The following is an 18,143-nucleotide window of genomic DNA, read 5'->3' on the forward strand; positions in this document are numbered from 1 at the left end:
AACGGTGTTCGGCAGCGCCGTCCACCGGTGGTCGATGGGGTTCGAAAGGGACTGCCGGAACACCGGCTTTTCTGCCCGCACGAAAGGGGCAGGCAAAAAAATACAAGTAACATTATAACAGATTTTACCCGTTTGTCCACCATAAATGCCGGGAGAGGGGGAAGGGGGGCAAAAAGGTGACAAAAAACGGGGGGTAAAATTTACAAGAAGGGACTCTTGCATTTTTCCCTGTGTCGGGGTAAAATAGACGGGAACAAGAGAGACAATCAAAACCGGGAGGTACCCAAGTTATGAGCGAAGCCTTTGGCCCCGATTTTATCACCGTCACCGACGAGGACGGCAATGAGTTTGAGCTGGAGCTGATTGACACTCTGGAGCATGAGGGCGTAACCTATTATGCTATGTTCCCTGCTGTGGCGGAAAATGAGGAAACCGGCGAGCCGGTGGACGTGGATGCCGACGACGAGGAGTACGGCCTGGTGATTATGAAGGCTCTGGAGGAGAATGGGGAGGAGATTTTGTCCACTCTGGACTCCGACGAGGAGCTGGATGCCATTTACAATCTCTTTATGGAGCGCTTCTTCGAGGAAGAGGACGAGGAATAAGAGAAATCCCTGGTGTGTCTTTCCTGCTCGGTGCGTGATGGGCTCTTTTAAACCCACATTTTTTAAACGGGACGCCCCCTCACGGCGTGGCTTGCAGGCCTCCCGGCCCCCTTATGAGGTCAGCTGGAAGTTGGAAGCAGTAAAACGTCGTGGAGGCGACCCACCTGCCGACACGTGCAGGTTTTAAACGGGTTCACACGGCCAGAGCGGGGGATAGAAAACACATTGGGATCTGGGCCGCGGCATATTTGCCGCGGTCTTTTTTATTGGCTGAAATGGGGGAAATCAACCCGGAAAACATGAATAAACTGTAAAACACAGGGCTTTCCGCCCGGCGGCACTTGCAAGGCGGGGGAGTTTTTAGTATAATACTCCAAGTACGGCTTTTGCCGTTTCCCCCAAAACCGGATGGATCCGGAAGGCGGGGGACGAGAAGATTTATCTACAACGAGAGGACTGAACGAAACCGTGAGTGCATCCAGAGAAAAGAAGACCCGTCAGGACGAGGTCACCCAGGGGCCCACGTCCCGGGAGCAGAAGCGGCAGCAGGAGGCCAAGGAGGCCCGGCGCAGCAAGGTTCTGTACACCGTGGTGGGCGTGGTGTGCGCCGTTTTGGCGGTTGCCGTTATTGTTTGGAACACCGGAGTGCTGCCCCGCACCATGACCGCGGTGACCATCAACGGAGAAAAGTACAACGCTGTGGACGTGCAGTATTACTTCAATACCACCCGTCTCAACCTGCTCACTCTGTACTATGAAAATTTCGGTACCATTCCCTTTGATACCAGCACTTCCACCAAGGAGCTGATCTATAATGAGGAGAGCGGCCAGACCTGGTACGACTATCTGATGGAGCAGACCATCAAGTCCATGCAGGTCAATGCCGCCCTGGCGGACAAGGCCGAGGCCGAGGGCTACACCATGTCCCAGGAGGCCCAGGAGGCGCTGGACAGCAGCCTGAAGAGCCTGGAGACCGTTTGGGTGGGCCGCTACAGCAGCCGGGACGCCTATATCCGGGCCAATTACGGGTCCTACCTCAGCTACGACCACTATGTGGAGTTGGTGACCCGGGACGCTCTTGCCAGCGACTACGCCCAGACCTACTACGACGGTCTCTCCTATACTGATGAGGACTATGAGGCCTATTACCAGGAGAACACCGACGCTCTGGATACCTATACCCTCTCCGAGTTCGTCTTCCGCGCCAATGTGCCCACCACCGATGAGGAGGGCAATGCCATTGAGATGACCGACGAGGAGAAGGCAGAGGCCCTGGCCAAGGCTCAGGACGAGCTGAAGCCCGTGGCTGAGGAACTCCAGGCCAAGCTGGAGGCCGGTGAGGACCCCGCTGCTCTGGCAGAGGAGTATGCCGACCAGCTGTATTCCAGCGCTGTCGGTAAGAAGACCAGCGGCAGCAGCCTGGACAGCCTGTACAGCGACTGGGCCAAGGACAGCGCCCGCCAGACCGGCGACGTGACCTTTGCGGAGTCGGAAAGCTCTTCCACCACCACCTACTACTATGTGGTCCGCTTTGAGGACCGCGCCCGGGATGACGGCAACACCGCCGATGTGCGCCACATTCTGGTGCAGGCCGAGGAGAGCGACGGTGCCGAGGAGCCCACTGAGGAGCAGTATGCCGCCGCCGAGGCCAAGGCAGAGGAACTGCTGGAGCAGTGGAAGTCCGGTGAGGCCACCGAGGACTCCTTCACCGCACTGGCCAAGGAGAACAGCGACGACCCCGCTGTGAGCCAGAATGAGGGCCTGTATGCCAACATTTCTTCCACATCCAGCTACGTCAAGCCCTTCCTGGACTGGGCTCTTGCTGACCACCAGCCCGGCGACACCGGCATCGTGCGCAGCGATGACAGCCAGGGCTATCACATTATGTATTATGTGAGCAGCGGTGATCCCACCTGGAAGCAGACTGCAGACAGCACGCTGCGTCAGGAGGACTACAGTGCCTGGGAGGAGGAGGTTTCCTCCGGCTATGAGGCCACTAACGGATCCGGCTTGAATTTTGTCAATGGCTGATCACAATTGAACTGAGCACATACAGGGCCGCCCCCGCATTTTTCGGGGGCGGCCCTGTGGATTTTTTAGCAGGCATTTACAAGCGGGGAAAAGTGAGATATACTAAATCAGTTAAAAAGAAGCGGCATACCAGCCGTTTAATTTCAAACTATGAGGTATCGCATGAAAAAGTGGATTTCTTTGATCAGCGTACTGGCGCTTCTGTTCTCCCTGTCCGCCTGCGGGCAGAAAAACGGTGACGCCTCCCAGAACGAGGAGGACGGATTGACCCTGCTGGCCACCACCTATCCTGTCTATCTCCTGGCCAGTGCTGTGGCCGAGGGAGCGGAGGGAGTGACGGTGGAGCGGCTGAACACCGGGGCGGTGAGCTGCCTTCACGATTACACCCTGTCCGTGGGCGATATGAAACGGATTGAAGGTGCGGACATTCTGGCCATCAACGGCGTGGACCTGGAGGAATTTATGTCCGACGCCCTGGCGGCCTCTCGGGGCACGGTCATTGACTGTTCCCAGGGAATTGAGCTGCTGGAGAGCCTGGGCCACAGCCACAGCGACGGGGATGAGGAGGACGACCACAGCGGCCACTACGATCCCCACATCTGGATGGACCCCGACAACGCCATCGCCATGGCCGGCAACCTCTGCCTCGGCCTGAGCGAGGCCGACCCCAGCAACGCGGAAACTTACGCGGCCAATCTGGATTCGGTCACTGCTCAGTTGGAGGACTGGAGGAGTACCATGCAGGATACCCTTCGGAAGGCGGAGGAGGGCGGTGTTTCCATCCCCGGTCTTGTCACCTTCCACGACGGGTTCCAGTACTTTGCCCGTGCCTTTGACCTGCCCCTCCTGGCTGCCATCGAGGAGGAGGAGGGCAGCGAGGCCAGCGCCCAGGTGATCAACGAGACAGTTACCCTGGTAAAGGAGAATCAGATTCCCGTGATCTTTACCGAGGTCAACGGATCCGATGCTACCGCTCAGGCCATTGCCCGGGAGACGGGCTGCGCTGTGGCCCAACTCACCATGCTGATGGACGGACCGGATGACGGGGAGCTTGCCAACTATCTGGACGGGCTGTCCGCCAACATCACCGCCATCGTCAACGGCTTTGCCGGAGAAGAGGTAGTTTCATGAGAAAGATCAAGCACGGCAAGCTGGCCGCCGGCTGCGCCGACGCCTGCTGCCTGAAGCTGGAGGGCCTGTCCGTCAACCTCCAGGGGGACTCCATCCTGGAGGAGGTGTCCTTCCACCTCCACTGCGGGGAAATTGTGGCCCTCATCGGGCCCAACGGGGCGGGAAAATCCTCCCTGTTCCGCAGCATTCTGGGGCAGATGCCCTACTCCGGATCCATTACCTTCGCCCCGGCAGGTGGTCCGGCCATCCGTCTGGCGGACGGAGCGGTCACCGGTGGGGCCCGGCCTCTGGTGGGCTATGTGCCCCAGTCTCCCAGCTTTGACCGGGGGGACCCGGTAAGCGTGCTGGACTTCTTCACCGCCGCCACCGCCCGGTGGCCGGTGTGGCTGCCGGTGCCAAAAAAGTACCGGGAGCGGGCAGCTGCCTGCCTTCAGCGGGTCCACGGAGAAGATCTGCTGGACAAGGCCATGGGGGCCCTGTCCGGCGGCCAGCTGCAGCGGGTGCTGCTGGCCCTGGCCCTGGAGCCGGTGCCCCACATCCTCATTCTGGACGAGCCCCTGTCCGGCGTGGACATTGAGGGCGAGCACCAGCTGCTGGAGATGCTGGACGAGCTGCGCACCGAATACGACCTGTCCATCTTCCTCTCCACCCACGACTTTGCCACCCTGGGCCAGTTTGCCGACAAGGTGGTTTTGCTCAACCGCCGGGTGCTGAAGGTGGGCACCCCCGACGAGGTGCTCTCCTCCACGGAATTTTATGACACCTTCCACCTGCGGGTGGGGAAGGGAGGCGAGGGCTGATGGAGCTTTGGTACTCTCTGGTGGCTCTGCTGCCCTTTGACTGGGCCCAGCCGGGCGGCATGTACTTCATGAAAAACGCCCTCCTGGCGGTGCTGGTCATCTCTCCGCTCTTCGGCATCCTGTCCACCATGGTGGTCCACAGCCGCATGTCCTTCTTTTCCGACGCCCTGGGCCACTCCGCCTTCACCGGCATGGCCATCGGCGCCCTCTGCGGCTTCTCTGAGCCCACCTGGGCGGCGGTTCTCTTCGCCATTTTCTTCGCCCTGCTCTTTAATTTTGTGCGCCGGCGCACTCATCTGGCCAGCGACACGGTCATCGGTGTCTTTTCCTCCACTGCGGTGGCCCTGGGCATTTTCCTGTCCACCCTGGGAGGAAAGTCCTTCACCAAGTTCAACAGCCTCCTCATCGGCGACATCCTGTCGGTGGAGCCGGGAAAGATCGCCCTGCTGGCGGCCATCCTGGCACTCATCGTGGCCCTGTGGTGCCTGTCTTTCAACCAGCTGATGCTCTCGGCGGTCCATCCCGCCCTGGCCAACAGCCGGGGGATTCAGGTGTTCTGGCAGGAGACGGTGTTCTCCGTGGCCATCGCCGTGGTGGTCACCCTGTCCATGACCTGGGTGGGCCTGCTGGTCATCAACTCCCTGCTGGTCCTGCCGGCCGCCGCCGCAAGGAACGTGGCCCGGAACATGACCCAGTATCATCTGGTGTCCCTGGTGGGGGCTCTGGTAGCGGGCATCGCGGGCCTCATGACCTCCTACTACATTGATTCCTCCGCCGGTTCGGCCATTACCCTCTATCTGGCCATCTGGTTCTTTTTGTCCTTCCTCTTCCGGAAACGGGGATAAACGAAAAATCCCCCGTATCCCTTTTCAGGGAATACGGGGGATTTTTAACGGTTTCACGACCTTACGGAGTGTCAATATCCACCAGAATGTTGTCAGTGCCGTGCTCCTCAAACTCGGAGATATAGGCGTCGATGCGGCTGGCCAGTTCGGCGTAGTTGCTCTCGTCGATGGGCACGTCGTCCATGTCCCGGCGGGCCAGGTCCTCAGCTAAAATATCGAAAAAGACGTTGTTCTCATACTCCATAATGGCCTCGTGGATACCGCCTTCCACAAAAGCGCGGGAGGGGACGATCTCCCCCTGATAGAGCTCGGCCAGGGAGGGCATGCCCTCCACCGCGGCCTTGCCGAAGAGCAGGCTCTCCACTTCGTCGTAGTCCCTAAAGCGCTGGTCGCCCCGGGTGGAGTTCAGAATCCAGTTTCCAATATACACCATGTCCAGCAGACGGCGAAACTGCTTTTTATTCAATTCCAGGTTCATAAGCGGGACCTCCTTTCCTGGAACAGAAGGGCCTTGGTATTACATATTATAATCGGCGAGCGGGATTTGTCAAATGGGGATGAGAGGGAACAGAGCCAGCCTATGTGGAAAATTTCCCTTGTTTTTCTGTAGAAAATGGCATAGAATAAACAAGATTGGGGAGAAGCCCCCGGAAGAGGCGGTCCCTCTCTTTACAGGGGGGCGGAAACCGTGTATAATACCTCCACCTGCCCGGTTTTCCGGGGGGAATCCACTGCTATGTCGGAGGCGTCTGAATGGAAAAAGACGTTGTTATCTCCATCAAAGGAATACAGAAATATGAGGGCCAGGACTCGGATACCATCGAGCTGGTGACCGAGGGCCGTCTGACCCGGGACGAGGGGGGCTATACCTTGTCGTATCAGGAGAGCGAGCTCACCGGCCTGGAGGGCACCCTTACCACCATCCAGGTGGAGGGAGAACAGGTCACCCTCATGCGGGTGGGGGAGGTCAACTCCCAGATGGTCTTCCAGGAGGGCCGCCGCCATCTCTCCATGTATAATACACCTTATGGCGCCATGGCCATCGGGGTGAATACCCGCCATCTGCTGGCCGAACTGACCGACCAGGGCGGAGACATTGAAATTGATTATGCCATTGAAGTTGACCACGCGATAGCCGGTCGTAATATCTTCCAGATCAAAGTCAAAGAGGCGGAGGGCATCAGCCTGAAGCAGTGAACGAAGCGACGAGAGAGTAAAGAATAAAGGTGTGATTGCATTGTCAAACATGATTCAGGCCGCCCGGCAGCAGGTGGCCCAGCTGACCCAGCAGGCCTATGAGAAGGCGGCGGAGCAGGGACTTCTGCCCGCCGGCGCCCAGGTGAAGGCCACCATTGAAATTCCCAAGGACACCGCCCACGGAGACTACGCCTCCTCCTTTGCCATGGCGGGTGCCAAGGCCCTGCACATGGCTCCCCGTCAGATTGCCCAGATCATCGTGGACAACCTGGAGCTGGAGGGCAGCTACTTCCAGAAGGTGGAGATCGCCGGTCCCGGCTTCCTGAACTTCACCCTGGGCCCCAAATGGTTTGGGGACGTGCTCTCCGCCGTGGAGACCGAGGGCGGCCAGTACGGCCAGAGCGACGAGGGCCACGGCAAGCGGGTGATGGTGGAGTTTGTCTCCGCCAACCCCACCGGTCCCATGCACATGGGCAACGCCCGGGGCGGCGTGCTGGGTGATACCCTGGCCAACGTGCTGAAGCGGGACGGCTGGGACACCTGGAAGGAGTTCTATGTCAACGACGCCGGCAACCAGATCAATAAGTTTGCCGTGTCCATCAATGCCCGGTACATGCAGCTCATTCTGGGGGAGGAGAACTTCCCCTTCCCCGAGGAAGGCTACCACGGGGACGACATCAAGGCGCTGGCCCAGGCCATTTACGATGCCCACGGGGACAGCTGGAAGGACCTGCCCGAGGAGGAGCGGCTGGGCAAGCTGGCTGAGTACGGCCTGTCCGTCAACATCCCCAACATGAAGAGCGACCTGCGCCGCTACGGCATCGAGTACGACCAGTGGTTCTTCGAGTCCTCCCTCCATGAGAGCGGCTATGTGGCCGAGACTGTGGCCATGCTCACCGACAAGGGCTGGACCTATGAGAAGGACGGGGCCCTTTGGCTCAATACCACCAATCTTCTCAAGGAGAAGTTCATGCGGGAGGGCAAGACCCAGGAGCAGGTGGACAAGCTGGATCTGAAGGATGACGTCCTCCGCCGCGCCAATGGCTTCTACACCTACTTTGCCGCCGACATCGCCTACCACCGCAACAAGCTGGAGGTGCGCGGCTTCGACCTGGTCATCAACATCTGGGGCGCCGATCACCACGGCCACGTGGCCCGGCTCCAGGCCGCTCTGGACGGACTGGGCCTGGATGGCTCCCACCGTCTGGTGGTGGTGCTCATGCAGCTGGTGAACCTGATGCAGGACGGCAAGCCCGTGCGTATGTCCAAGCGTTCCGGCAAGGCCATCGCCCTCCACGACCTGCTGGATGAGATCAATGTGGACGCCGCCCGGTACTTCTTCAACTCCCGGGCCGCCACCACCCCCCTGGACTTCGACCTGGACCTGGCGGTGCGTCAGGACAGCGAGAACCCGGTGTACTATGTCCAGTACGCCCACGCTCGTATCTGCTCCCTTATCTCCCGTCTGGCTGAAGAGGGGGAGAAGGTACCTCAGGCCGGGGATGTGGACGCCGCCCTCATGGGCACCGCGGAGGAGCTGGCTCTGATGAAGGCCCTGGCTCAGTTCCCCGAGGAGATCCACCTGGCCGCCCGGGACTTTGACCCCAGCCGCATCAACCGCTATCTGGTGGCCCTGGCGGGAGACTTCCACCGCTTCTACAACGCCTGCCGCATCAAGGGCGAGGAGCAGGGTGTGCTCTCTGCCCGTCTGAAGCTGGCCGACACCGTGCGCGCGGTTCTGGCCAACGGCCTGGGCCTGCTGGGCGTGTCCGCTCCGGAGAAAATGTAACGTAACGTCAAACGCCACGCCCGGCAATGTCGGGTGTGGCGTTTCTGCAAGGAGGTTTCCATGGAACATCGGGACATTGCGGGGGGACTTTCCCGCCTGTTGGAGGGGCGTACGCCGGGACTGATGGATGCCACAGGGCGGTACGCCGTGTTGGTTCCCCTGGTGGAGCGGAAGGACGGCTGGTACCTCCTCTATGAGGTGCGCGCCCGCTCCATGCGCCGCCAGCCGGGGGAGGTGTGCTTCCCCGGGGGACGGATGGAGGGGGCGGAGAGCCCCGAGGCCTGCGCCCTGCGGGAGACGGAGGAGGAACTGTCCATCCCGCCCTCGGCGGTGCGCATTCTGGGGCGGCTGGACTTCATCGCCCACCGGGCAAACTTCATCATGTACCCCATTCTGGCCCTGGTGGATGCCCAGGCGGTGGAGCACATGACCCTGAACCCCGGGGAGGTGGACGAGACCTTCCTGGTGCCGGTGCGCCATTTGCTGGAGACGGAGCCGCTGGAATACTCCTACCAGCTTATCCCGCAGCCGGTGGAGGGATTCCCCTACGAGCTCATCGGCATCCCCCGGGACTACCGCTGGCAGCCGGGGGGCGAGAATGTCCCCGTCTATCCCTGGGAGGGTCACGCCATCTGGGGCCTCACCGGCCGGATCACCCGGCATCTGGTTGCCCTGCTCCGGGAGATGGGGCCAGAGCAGGAGACGGAACCGTAAAAACGGCTCTTTTTTGTGACAGAAATCTTCGGTGAGAGGTGTCTCGCCACAGGAGAGGCGGGGGAGCTCGAGGGGGCAGCGGCCCGCCTCGAATGGAATCAAATCCCCCGCAGCCCTTGTGTGACAAGGGCTGCGGCGAGCAAAGCGAGGACTTTTTTGCCTTTAGGGCAAAAAAGTAACGGGATTCAGTTTGTTAAAAGCCCCTTGTGGGGCTTTTAACAAACTGAAAGAAGCCGTTTTGCAGCGCAAAACGGCTTCTTTTTTATCTCTGGTATTCAAACTCCAGGTCATACATGGACACAATGTCTCCGTCGTGAATGCCCATGGCCTCCAGCTTGTCGAAGAGGCCGGACTGGCGGAGCATCCGGTCGAACCAGTTCCGGGATTCGTAGTCGGAGAAGTTGACGTTGGCGATGAGCCGCTGCAGCCAGGGGGCGTCCACCACCCAGGTGTCGTCGAACTGCTGGATGTTCACCTCGCCGGAGGTGTCCACCTCCGGAGGGCGCTCCACGTAGGTGGGCTCATAGACCACCACGGGGGGCAGCTGCTGAAGCTCCTGAGCGGCCTTCTTCACCAGCTCCTTCACGCCCTGGTGGGCGGCGGCGGAGATGGCAAAGAGCTCCAGCCCCTGCGCCTCCACATGCGCGCGGAGTTTGTCCAGAAGGGAGGGGTCCTCCATGACGTCCACCTTGTTGGCGGCTACGATCATCTTCCGGGAGGCCAGCTCCGGGGAGTACTCCCGCAGCTCGGCGTTGATGGTCTCGAAGTCCTCCACAGGGTCCCGGCCCTCGCTGCCGGATACGTCCACCACGTGGATGAGCAGGCGGCAGCGGTCGATGTGGCGCAGGAAGTCGTGGCCCAGACCGGCCCCCTCCGCGGCCCCCTCGATGATACCGGGGATATCGGCCATGACGAAGGACACGCCCTCCTCCACATAGACCACGCCCAGGTTGGGAAAGAGGGTGGTGAAGTGGTAGTTGGCAATTTTGGGCTGGGCCCGGCTGACCACGCTGAGGAGGGTGGACTTGCCCACGTTGGGGAAGCCCACAAGACCCACATCGGCCAGCAGCTTCAGCTCCAGAATCACGTCCCGGCTCTCGCCGGGCAGGCCCGCCTTGGCAAAGCGGGGTACCTGGCGGGTGGGGGTGGCGAAGTGCTTGTTGCCCCAGCCCCCCCGGCCGCCCCGGCAGAGGATGAAGGGGGCGTCGTCGGACATGTCCTTGATAATTTCCCGGGTCTCGGCGTCCCGGATGACGGTGCCCCGGGGGACCCGGAGGATGAGATCCTCCCCGTCCTTGCCGGTGCAGCGCTTGCCCTGCCCGTCCATGCCGTTGGCGGCCACGTACTTGCGCTTGTAGCGAAAGTCCATAAGGGTGGACATGTGGTCGTTGATTTCCACCACCACATTGCCGCCCCGGCCGCCGTCGCCGCCGTCAGGGCCTCCCGCGGCCACGTATTTTTCACGGTGGAAGGACACCACGCCGTTGCCGCCGTTGCCGGAGCGGACGGTGATGCGGGCGGTATCCACAAAGGGTGAAGCCATAGGCGCCTCCTTACAATTTCTTAAAACTCAAACAGATTGAGCCCCACCTGGTCGCTGAACTTCCGGCCCACCTGGCCGTCCCACACCTGGAGGAAGAGCTCCAGCGTGGCGCTGATGACGGCGGAGGTGAGATGGCCGGCGTGCACCTGACCGGTGACGGGGTTTCCGATGGTGATGTGGAGGTGGAGGTAGGGCTCCCCCTCCTTGCGGGTGACGCTGCCCACCAGGGCAGAAATCTCGTAGTCCCCCTGGTAGCGCTGAGAGTAGTATTGCTTCTCAGTCGTGTTAAAAATACCGATGGTTACATCGTTGGCCGCACCGATAGCGGAGACAGAGGCCAGCTGGATGTTCTCGTCGGCCACCAGACGGGTGAGGGAGGACACGATCTCCTCGCCCGGATCCAGGCGCAGCACATAGCCCTGAGGAAATTTGCGGTATTCCATCATGTAAACCCCTTTCCAGTGAAAATAGAAGCCGCAAACGGCACTTCGTTTGCGGCTTCCTGTCAGCAAAATTACTGAGCGATCTCCATCTCAACAATGGAAACCTGCTTGCGGTCCTTACCCAGACGCTCAAACTTGACCTTGCCGGACTTGAGCGCGAACAGGGTGTCGTCGCTGCCCTTGCCCACGTTGACACCGGGGTGAATGTGGGTGCCGCGCTGGCGGACCAGGATGTTGCCGGCCAGAACGAACTGACCGTCGCCCCGCTTCACGCCCAGGCGCTTGGCCTCGGAATCACGGCCGTTACGGGTGGAACCAACGCCCTTTTTGTGGGCGAAAAACTGCAAACCGATATTCAGCATAACTTACACCTCCAAGACAGAAATAGAGTCAGGATACTCCTCGGCCAGCTGGACGAAATGGACCATCAGAGCGGCCAGAAGAGTCTGGCAGGTGCTCTCATTGGTCTGTCCCAGGTGACTGGGGAGCTTGAGGGTGATGGATGCGTCCTTTTCCCGCACCTTCACCGAGGCCTCCAAGCCCAGTACGTCGTTGACGGCGCACTCCACAAGGCGGACGGCACTGGTGATTGCGGCGCAGACGATGTCCTCGCCCTCGGGGGCATAGCCGCTGTGGCCTTCAACCTGAAAGCCAACGATCCGGCTGCCCTCGGAATGAAAGGTTACGGTGGTCATCAGGCCTTAATGGCGCCGATCTGGACCTTGGTGTAGGGCTGACGATGGCCCTGACGCTTGCGGTAGCCCTTCTTGGGGGTGTACTTGAAGATGCGGATCTTCTTGCCCTTGCCGTTCTTCACGACAGTGGCCTCCACGCTGGCGCCCTCCACGGTGGGAGCACCGAAGGTGGCCTTGTCCCCGTCCAGGATAGCCAGAACCTGATCGAAGGTGATGGTCTGGCCGGCCTCGGCCTCCAGCTTCTCGATGAACAGAGTGTCGCCCTCCGCCACCTTGTACTGCTTGCCGCCGGTTACGATGATTGCGTTCATGATATTCAACTCCTTCATTACGGGCTCGCTCTCCTGGGAGGGAGTCGCCTCCACTTGCTGTCCCACTCAAAGCGGCTTTGATATTTTACCAAGCATCTGCCCCTATGTCAATAGAAAAACAGAGGATTTCCAGAGAAAAATGAAAAAATTCCGGAGATTCAGGGGGCAAGAGCCAGAGCCGCATCCAGAATCTCCCCGGCAGCCTCCTCCTTGGACATGAGGGGCAGCTCCCGGGCGCCGGCGGCGGTGATGAGGGTGATGACATTGGTGTCGGTGCCGAAGCCCGCCCCGGCCACCTTCAGGTTGTTGGCGCAGATCATGTCCACCTTCTTTTTCTCCAGCTTGGCGGCGCTGTTTTCCAGCATGTCCCGGGTCTCCATGGAGAAGCCGCAGATGACCTGGCCCGCCCGGCGGTGGGCACCCAGGTGCTGGAGAATGTCGGTGGTGCGCTTCAGGGGGATGGATAGGTCCCCGTCCTTCTTTTTCATCTTGTCGTCACTGTACCCGGCGGGGGTGTAGTCGGCCACGGCGGCCGCTTTGAAGATGAAGTCGGCCCATTCCTGACGCTGGGACACCGCCTCAAACATGTCCTGAGCGGAGACCACGGGGACCACCTCCACAAAGGGCGGGGGCTCCAGGGCGGTGGGGCCGGTGACCAGGGTGACCTGGGCGCCCCGGAGCATGGCCACCCGGGCCACGGCGTAGCCCATCTTGCCGGTGGAGTGGTTGGTGAGGTAGCGCACTGGGTCCAGGGCCTCCTGAGTGGGGCCGGCGGTGACCAGTACATGGCGGCCCTCCAGGTCGTGGGGCAGGGCCAGATGGCGGAGAATGTGGTCCACCAGCTGCTGGGGTTCCGGCATCCGTCCGGGGCCCACCGCCCCGCAGGCCAGGTGGCCGGAGCCGGGGGCAATGACCTCCCAGCCGTAGCGGCGCAGGGTGTCCAGGTTGTCCTGGGTCACCTGGTTTTCATACATATGGGTGTTCATGGCCGGGGCGATGAGCTTGGGGCAGGTGCAAGCCAGCACGGTGGTGGTGAGCATGTCGTCCGCCAGGCCGTGGGCCAGCTTGGCGCACACATTGGCGGTGGCGGGGGCGATGATCACAAGGTCGGTGCGGTCGGCCAGGGCGATGTGCTCCACCTGGTGGCTGAAATTGCGGTCAAAGGTGTCCACCATGCACCGCCGCCCGGTGAGCTGTTCAAAGGTAAGGGGGGCAATGAACTGGGTGGCGTTTTTGGTCATGACCACCTCCACATTGGCGTGGAGCTTCACCAGAGCGGAGGCCAGATAGGCGGCCTTGTAGGCGGCAATGCCGCCGGTGACGCCCAGAAGGACGGTTTTTCCCTTCAGCATAACGGTAATCCCTCCCGGCCGGGGTTGAGATTGGGAGCCCGGCCCGTGTTTTCGGCTCCATTATACAGAGTTTTTTCTCTGCTGTAAAGCTGGAGACGCCCGGTATTCCTCCGGTGTCCTGCCCCATTTTTTACAAAAAGAGAGCAAACACCTCATGTTTTTCTTGCGCCGGACTTCCCAGTCCTATATAATATTTGGGCAAGAATTTGGGCGGACCTGGTTTTGCCCCGCGGTATTGTACCCCGGCCGGGACGACGGGAGTAGAAAATCAGCGGTGCTGCCCCAGTGCAGGTGAATGAATATGCTCCTGGCCATTGATATTGGAAATACAAACATTGTCATCGGCGGCATCCGGGATGGAAAAATCGTCTTTGAGGCCCGGGTGGCCACTGACCACATCAAAACCTCCGACCAGTACGGCGTGGACATCAAGAATGTTCTCTCCCTCTTCGACACTAAGCCGGAGGACATTCATGACTGCATCATCTCCTCGGTGGTGCCCCCGGTGTTCAACTCGGTGCGTACCGGCGTGATGAAGGTCATTCATAAGCCCCCCCTGGTGGTGGGGCCGGGCATCAAGACCGGACTGAACATCCAGATGGATACCCCCTCTCAGGTGGGCAGCGACCGCATTGTCATTGCCGTGGCCGCCCTGGCGGAGTATGAGCCCCCCCTGACCCTGGTGGACATGGGGACGGCCACCACCATCGAGGTGGTGGGGAAGGGGAACACCTATCTGGGCGGCTGCATCATCCCCGGCGTGCGGGTGTCCCTGGAGGCCCTTACCTCCAAGACCGCTCAGCTGCCCGGCATTCAGCTGGACAAGCCCCGGAGGGTTATCGGCAAAAACACCGTGGACTGCATGCGCAGCGGCGTGATGTACGGCGCGGCGGCCATGCTGGACGGGATGCTGGATCGGGTGGAGGAGGAGCTGGGCTTAAGCACCACCGTGGTGGCCACGGGAGGCATGGCCCAGTTCGTGGTCCCTCTGTGCCGGCGGAAGATTATCCTGGAAAAGGACCTGCTGCTCAAGGGCCTGAACGTCCTGTACCAGAAAAACATTCCCGAGCGGCGGAAAGAGGAGCGGTAAGGGGGATTTCCCCGCCGAACCCTTGACAGAAAGCGGCCCATTTCGTATAATAAACCCTGCATAACCGGCCAAAGCCGGTCTGCCACAAGCAATGCGGAAGAGGAGTACCCGGAGCGGAGAAGCTGCAGAGAGGGGACGGACGGTGCAAGTCCCTGCTTTCACCCGGAGAAGTGCCTTCCAAGCTCCGCCCCCGAACCCCAGTGCAGTAAGGGGCGGCGGTGCCCACCGTTATCGGAGACAAGTGTGGATGTTTGGCATCCAAATTCAGGTGGTACCGCGGACGATGCTTCAGTTCGCCCTGAGCCTATTTAGGCTCAGGGCGTTTTTTGTGGAGTCAGACCGCACAAAAGGAGGCAGATGGGATGCTGAAAACCAGCACAGACTATGACAGCGCCTGTATGGAAGAGCTCCAATGGGTGGCGGGCAAAACCTTTGCCAAAGATTCCATCCGAAAGAAACGGGCCGGGGCCTTGGCCGCGGGGCTGGTTCTCACGGTCGGCGGTCTGGGCGTGTTTACGTGGACCAGGGCCTGGTGGCTTCTTGTGGTGTGCGCGGTGGGGCTGCTGCCCCTTTTGTGGAGCATCTTCTACTACCCCTTCACCGGCTGGGCCTCCAGCCGGAACCTGGGAAAGGACCGCATGCCCTGCGACTTCTTTATGGAAAAGCGGGCCATTTTGCTGACCCAGGGAAAGGTTCGCGAGGAGATTCCCTACACCCAATGTGCCAGGCTGATGGAGGCGGAGCGGAGCATCTACGTCTTTTTGGAGAGCGGCCGGGGACTCATTCTGGACAAGTCCAACCTGATGGGCGGGAGCGTGGAGGAGCTGCGCACCCTGCTTCAGGAGAAGACGGGGAAGTCCCTGGAGTGGTTCGGGCGGAGACCGGCCGGTAAAAAGTAAAGGAAGCAACCCTCAAGAGAGTGAAACCATATCATTATTCTGAAACAGAACAGGAGACAGATAACATGGGTATTGAATTGCCAAAGGTCTATGAGCCGCAGGAGGCTGAGGGCCGCATCTACGAGAAGTGGGAGAAGGCCGGCTGCTTCCGGGGCATCCGCGACCCCAAGAAGAAGCCCTTCACCATCGTCATGCCGCCCCCCAATGTAACGGGCCAGCTGCACATGGGTCACGCTATGGACTGCGCCCTGCAGGACATCCTCATCCGCTTCAAGCGGATGCAGGGCTACGCCGCCCTGTGGGTTCCCGGCACCGACCACGCCGGCATCGCCACCCAGATCAAGGTGGAGGAGGACCTGCGGGTCAACGAGGGTCTCACCCGCTACGATCTTGGGCGGGAGAAGTTCCTGGAGCGGGTGTGGGACTGGAAGAACAAGTTCGGCAACCGCATCGTGGAGCAGCAGAAGAAGATGGGTGCCTCTTGTGACTGGGAGCGCTCCCGCTTCACCATGGACGAGGGCTGCTCCAAGGCAGTCCGGGAGGTCTTTGTCAACCTCTATGAGAAGGGCCTCATCTACAAGGGCAGCCGCATCATCAACTGGTGCCCCCACTGCGTCACTGCTCTCTCTGACGCCGAGGTAGAGTACCAGGACAAGCCCGGCTACTTCTGGCACATCCGCTACCCCATCCAGGGCGAGGAGGGCCGCTATGTCATCGTGGCTACCACCCGGCCTGAGACCATGCTGGGCGACACCGGCGTGGCCGTCCACCCCGACGACGAGCGCTACAAGGACATTGTGGGCAAGAAGTGCATCCTGCCCCTGGTGGGCCGTGAGATGCCCATCGTGGCCGACGAGTACGTGGATATGGAGTTCGGTACCGGCTGCGTGAAGATGACCCCCGCCCACGACCCCAACGACTTCGAGGTCGGCCTGCGCCAGAACCTGGAGACCATCCGCGTGCTGGACGACAACGGCAAGGTGGTGGAAGGCTACGGCAAGTACTCCGGCATGGACCGCTACGAGGCCCGCAAGGCCATCGTGGCCGACCTGGAGGAGCAGGGCTACCTTGTGAAGGTGGAGCCCCACCAGCACAACGTGGGCACCTGCTACCGCTGCCACAGCGACGTGGAGCCCATCATCTCCGCCCAGTGGTTTGTAAAGATGAAGCCCCTGGCCGAGGAGGCCCTGCGGGTAGTGAACGACGGCGAGGTCAAGTTCGTTCCCGACCGCTTTGCCAAGACCTACACCAACTGGATGGAGAACGTCCACGACTGGTGTATCTCCCGCCAGCTGTGGTGGGGCCACCAGATCCCCGTGTGGTACTGCGACGACTGCGGCCACATGACCGTCAGCCGTGAGGATGCCTGCGAGTGCGAGAAGTGCCACTCCAAGAACATCCACCGGGACCCCGACGTGCTGGATACCTGGTTCTCTTCCGCCCTGTGGCCCTTCTCCACTCTGGGCTGGCCGGACAAGACGGAGGACCTGGACTTTTTCTATCCCACTGACGTTCTGGTCACCGGCTACGACATCATCTTCTTCTGGGTGGCCCGGATGATCTTCTCCGCCTGCGAGCAGACCAAGAAGCCCCCCTTCCACACCGTGTTCATCCACGGCCTGGTTCGGGACGACAAGGGCCGCAAGATGTCCAAGTCTCTGGGCAACGGCATTGATCCCCTGGAGATTGCCGATAAGTACGGCGCCGACGCCCTGCGCTTCAACCTGGTCACCGGAAACTCCCCCGGAAACGACATGCGCTTCTACACCGAGCGGTGCGAGGCCATGCGCAACTTCGCCAACAAGATTTGGAACGCCAGCCGCTTCCTCATGATGAACCTGACCATCGACAAGTGTGAGCTGCCCGAGAAGCTGGAGCTGGAGGACAAGTGGATCCTCTCCAAGCTGAACCGGGTCATCCCCGAGGTCACCGAGAACATGGACAAGTACGAGTTGGGCGTGGCCGCGCAGAAGATCTACGACTTCATCTGGGACGACTACTGCGACTGGTATATCGAGCTGACAAAGACCCGTCTCCAGGGCGACGATCAGGACAGCAAGGTCCGGGCCCAGCAGGTGCTGTGCTACGTGCTCACCCAGATGCTCAAGCTGCTGCACCCCTTCATGCCCTTCATCACGGAGGAGATCTGGCAGGCCCTGCCCCACGAGGGCGACTTCCTCATGCTCTCCGACTGGCCCAAGGCTGACCCCGCCCTGGACTTCCCCCAGGAGGAGCAGGCCATGGAGATCATTATGGACGCCATCCGGGCTGTCCGCACCCGCCGCAGCGAGATGAACGTGCCCCCCTCCAAGAAAGCCCACCTCACCGTGGCCACCAAGGAGGAGCAGGTCTTCAGCCTGGGCGTGCCCTTCCTGAAGAAGCTGGCCTACGCCAGCGACGTGGCCATCGTCCCCGCGGACCAGGCTCCCGCTGCTGCCGGCATGGTGGCCGTGGTTACCCACGCCGCCCAGATGTTCATCCCTCTGGGTGAGCTGGTGGACCTGGAGAAGGAGAAGGCCCGCCTGGAGAAGGAACTGAAGAAGAACACCGCAGAGCTGGAGAAGCTGAACACCAAGCTCAATAACCCCGGCTTTGTGAACAAGGCCCCCGCCAACGTGGTGGAGGCGGAGCGGGAGCGCTCTGTGAAGCTCGCCGAGCTGGTGGCCAAGCTGGAGGAGCAGCTCAAGGGCATGTAACG

18 protein-coding genes, 1 other RNA gene and 1 other annotated feature are annotated in these 18,143 nt (G+C 60.8%); of the genes, 12 read left to right on the forward strand and 7 right to left on the reverse strand.

The annotated features are described in order from the left end of the window. Nucleotides 1-290: 290 nt before the first annotated feature. From DWX58_RS01080 to DWX58_RS01105, 6 genes are all read left to right on the forward strand, one after another. Complete coding sequence (locus DWX58_RS01080) at nt 291-605, forward strand: DUF1292 domain-containing protein (protein ID WP_118641035.1); 315 nt, start codon at nt 291-293, stop codon at nt 603-605. Between the two features lie 17 nt (nt 606-622). Beyond that, a non-coding RNA gene (gene ssrS, locus DWX58_RS01085) (6S RNA) lies at nt 623-822 on the forward strand. A gap of 251 nt (nt 823-1,073) precedes the next feature. After that, nucleotides 1,074-2,636: a peptidylprolyl isomerase gene (locus DWX58_RS01090; RefSeq protein WP_158579180.1), complete on the forward strand. Its 1,563-nt coding sequence runs from the start codon at nt 1,074-1,076 to the stop codon at nt 2,634-2,636. A gap of 162 nt (nt 2,637-2,798) precedes the next feature. After that, nucleotides 2,799-3,767, forward strand: a complete 969-nt coding sequence (locus DWX58_RS01095; RefSeq protein WP_158579181.1) for a metal ABC transporter substrate-binding protein — start codon at nt 2,799-2,801, stop codon at nt 3,765-3,767. Continuing rightward, nucleotides 3,764-4,567 carry a metal ABC transporter ATP-binding protein gene (locus tag DWX58_RS01100; protein WP_199648628.1) on the forward strand — a complete coding sequence of 268 codons (804 nt, stop codon included), beginning with the start codon at nt 3,764-3,766 and terminating at the stop codon, nt 4,565-4,567. The genes DWX58_RS01095 and DWX58_RS01100 overlap by 4 nt, the downstream gene beginning before the upstream one ends. After that, nucleotides 4,567-5,412 (forward strand): metal ABC transporter permease, encoded by an 846-nt coding sequence (locus DWX58_RS01105; RefSeq protein ID WP_118641041.1) that lies wholly within the window; start codon nt 4,567-4,569, stop codon nt 5,410-5,412. The genes DWX58_RS01100 and DWX58_RS01105 overlap by 1 nt, the downstream gene beginning before the upstream one ends. Before the next feature lie 61 nt (nt 5,413-5,473). Here DWX58_RS01105 and DWX58_RS01110 read toward each other — a convergent pair whose 3' ends face one another. Continuing rightward, nucleotides 5,474-5,890, reverse strand: coding sequence for a hypothetical protein (locus tag DWX58_RS01110; protein WP_118641043.1), 417 nt, complete (start codon nt 5,888-5,890; stop codon nt 5,474-5,476). A 275-nt stretch (nt 5,891-6,165) separates the two neighbouring features. Here DWX58_RS01110 and DWX58_RS01115 point away from each other — a divergent pair, with 275 nt between their 5' ends. Genes DWX58_RS01115 through DWX58_RS01125 form a run of 3 tightly spaced genes read left to right on the forward strand, consistent with a single transcriptional unit; the run spans nt 6,166 to nt 9,112 of the window. Further along, entirely contained in the window at nt 6,166-6,609 is a 444-nt protein-coding gene (locus DWX58_RS01115) for a DUF1934 domain-containing protein (protein ID WP_118641045.1), read from the forward strand. 40 nt (nt 6,610-6,649) lie between these two features. Then, nucleotides 6,650-8,398, forward strand: coding sequence for an arginine--tRNA ligase (gene argS / locus DWX58_RS01120; RefSeq protein ID WP_118641047.1), 1,749 nt, complete (start codon nt 6,650-6,652; stop codon nt 8,396-8,398). A 60-nt stretch (nt 8,399-8,458) separates the two neighbouring features. Further along, nucleotides 8,459-9,112, forward strand: a complete 654-nt coding sequence (locus tag DWX58_RS01125) for a CoA pyrophosphatase (protein WP_118641049.1) — start codon at nt 8,459-8,461, stop codon at nt 9,110-9,112. Between the two features lie 262 nt (nt 9,113-9,374). On the opposite strand, the gene obgE is transcribed toward DWX58_RS01125, so the two are convergent. From obgE to coaBC, 6 genes are all read right to left on the reverse strand, one after another. After that, the gene (gene obgE / locus DWX58_RS01130) at nt 9,375-10,655 is read right to left on the reverse strand and encodes a GTPase ObgE (RefSeq protein WP_118641051.1); all 1,281 of its coding nucleotides are present in this window, start codon (nt 10,653-10,655) and stop codon (nt 9,375-9,377) included. Between the two features lie 20 nt (nt 10,656-10,675). Continuing rightward, the gene (locus DWX58_RS01135; RefSeq protein WP_118641492.1) at nt 10,676-11,098 is read right to left on the reverse strand and encodes a PPC domain-containing DNA-binding protein; all 423 of its coding nucleotides are present in this window, start codon (nt 11,096-11,098) and stop codon (nt 10,676-10,678) included. A 71-nt stretch (nt 11,099-11,169) separates the two neighbouring features. Continuing rightward, nucleotides 11,170-11,460: a 50S ribosomal protein L27 gene (rpmA, locus tag DWX58_RS01140; protein ID WP_087392784.1), complete on the reverse strand. Its 291-nt coding sequence runs from the start codon at nt 11,458-11,460 to the stop codon at nt 11,170-11,172. 3 nt (nt 11,461-11,463) lie between these two features. After that, nucleotides 11,464-11,793, reverse strand: a complete 330-nt coding sequence (locus tag DWX58_RS01145; RefSeq protein ID WP_118641053.1) for a ribosomal-processing cysteine protease Prp — start codon at nt 11,791-11,793, stop codon at nt 11,464-11,466. Beyond that, a complete protein-coding gene (gene rplU / locus DWX58_RS01150; protein ID WP_118641493.1) occupies nt 11,793-12,104 on the reverse strand; it encodes a 50S ribosomal protein L21 in 312 nt (103 codons plus the stop codon). The genes DWX58_RS01145 and rplU overlap by 1 nt, the downstream gene beginning before the upstream one ends. A gap of 158 nt (nt 12,105-12,262) precedes the next feature. Beyond that, nucleotides 12,263-13,456, reverse strand: a complete 1,194-nt coding sequence (coaBC, locus tag DWX58_RS01155) for a bifunctional phosphopantothenoylcysteine decarboxylase/phosphopantothenate--cysteine ligase CoaBC (RefSeq protein ID WP_118641055.1) — start codon at nt 13,454-13,456, stop codon at nt 12,263-12,265. A gap of 301 nt (nt 13,457-13,757) precedes the next feature. On the opposite strand from coaBC, the gene DWX58_RS01160 reads away from it, so the two are divergent. The 3 genes from DWX58_RS01160 to DWX58_RS01170 all read left to right on the forward strand — a co-directional run bounded on the left by DWX58_RS01160 (nt 13,758) and on the right by DWX58_RS01170 (nt 18,141). After that, the gene (locus DWX58_RS01160) at nt 13,758-14,546 is read left to right on the forward strand and encodes a type III pantothenate kinase (RefSeq protein WP_118641494.1); all 789 of its coding nucleotides are present in this window, start codon (nt 13,758-13,760) and stop codon (nt 14,544-14,546) included. Nucleotides 14,547-14,628: 82 nt separating this feature from the next. After that, nucleotides 14,629-14,850: a binding site (T-box leader), on the forward strand. Nucleotides 14,851-14,908: 58 nt separating this feature from the next. Continuing rightward, a complete protein-coding gene (locus DWX58_RS01165) occupies nt 14,909-15,445 on the forward strand; it encodes a YcxB family protein (RefSeq protein ID WP_118641058.1) in 537 nt (178 codons plus the stop codon). A gap of 65 nt (nt 15,446-15,510) precedes the next feature. Next, nucleotides 15,511-18,141, forward strand: a complete 2,631-nt coding sequence (locus DWX58_RS01170) for a valine--tRNA ligase (RefSeq protein ID WP_118641060.1) — start codon at nt 15,511-15,513, stop codon at nt 18,139-18,141. Nucleotides 18,142-18,143 lie beyond the last annotated feature (2 nt).

It is taken from the genome of Pseudoflavonifractor sp. AF19-9AC, from assembly GCF_003478995.1.
In the GTDB taxonomy this organism is placed as follows: Bacteria; Bacillota; Clostridia; order Oscillospirales; family Oscillospiraceae; genus Lawsonibacter.

Excerpts from the sequence above, each read along its gene's own strand:
- DWX58_RS01080 (WP_118641035.1), top strand. The coding sequence starts at position 291 with ATGAGCGAAGCCTTTGGCCCCGATTTTATCACCGTCACCGACGAGGAC.
- DWX58_RS01095 (WP_158579181.1), top strand. The coding sequence starts at position 2,799 with ATGAAAAAGTGGATTTCTTTGATCAGCGTACTGGCGCTTCTGTTCTCC.
- DWX58_RS01100 (WP_199648628.1), top strand. The coding sequence starts at position 3,764 with ATGAGAAAGATCAAGCACGGCAAGCTGGCCGCCGGCTGCGCCGACGCC.
- DWX58_RS01105 (WP_118641041.1), top strand. The coding sequence starts at position 4,567 with ATGGAGCTTTGGTACTCTCTGGTGGCTCTGCTGCCCTTTGACTGGGCC.
- DWX58_RS01110 (WP_118641043.1), bottom strand. The coding sequence starts at position 5,890 with ATGAACCTGGAATTGAATAAAAAGCAGTTTCGCCGTCTGCTGGACATG.
- DWX58_RS01115 (WP_118641045.1), top strand. The coding sequence starts at position 6,166 with ATGGAAAAAGACGTTGTTATCTCCATCAAAGGAATACAGAAATATGAG.
- DWX58_RS01125 (WP_118641049.1), top strand. The coding sequence starts at position 8,459 with ATGGAACATCGGGACATTGCGGGGGGACTTTCCCGCCTGTTGGAGGGG.
- obgE (WP_118641051.1), bottom strand. The coding sequence starts at position 10,655 with ATGGCTTCACCCTTTGTGGATACCGCCCGCATCACCGTCCGCTCCGGC.
- DWX58_RS01135 (WP_118641492.1), bottom strand. The coding sequence starts at position 11,098 with ATGGAATACCGCAAATTTCCTCAGGGCTATGTGCTGCGCCTGGATCCG.
- rpmA (WP_087392784.1), bottom strand. The coding sequence starts at position 11,460 with ATGCTGAATATCGGTTTGCAGTTTTTCGCCCACAAAAAGGGCGTTGGT.
- DWX58_RS01145 (WP_118641053.1), bottom strand. The coding sequence starts at position 11,793 with ATGACCACCGTAACCTTTCATTCCGAGGGCAGCCGGATCGTTGGCTTT.
- rplU (WP_118641493.1), bottom strand. The coding sequence starts at position 12,104 with ATGAACGCAATCATCGTAACCGGCGGCAAGCAGTACAAGGTGGCGGAG.
- coaBC (WP_118641055.1), bottom strand. The coding sequence starts at position 13,456 with ATGCTGAAGGGAAAAACCGTCCTTCTGGGCGTCACCGGCGGCATTGCC.
- DWX58_RS01160 (WP_118641494.1), top strand. The coding sequence starts at position 13,758 with ATGCTCCTGGCCATTGATATTGGAAATACAAACATTGTCATCGGCGGC.
- DWX58_RS01165 (WP_118641058.1), top strand. The coding sequence starts at position 14,909 with ATGCTGAAAACCAGCACAGACTATGACAGCGCCTGTATGGAAGAGCTC.
- DWX58_RS01170 (WP_118641060.1), top strand. The coding sequence starts at position 15,511 with ATGGGTATTGAATTGCCAAAGGTCTATGAGCCGCAGGAGGCTGAGGGC.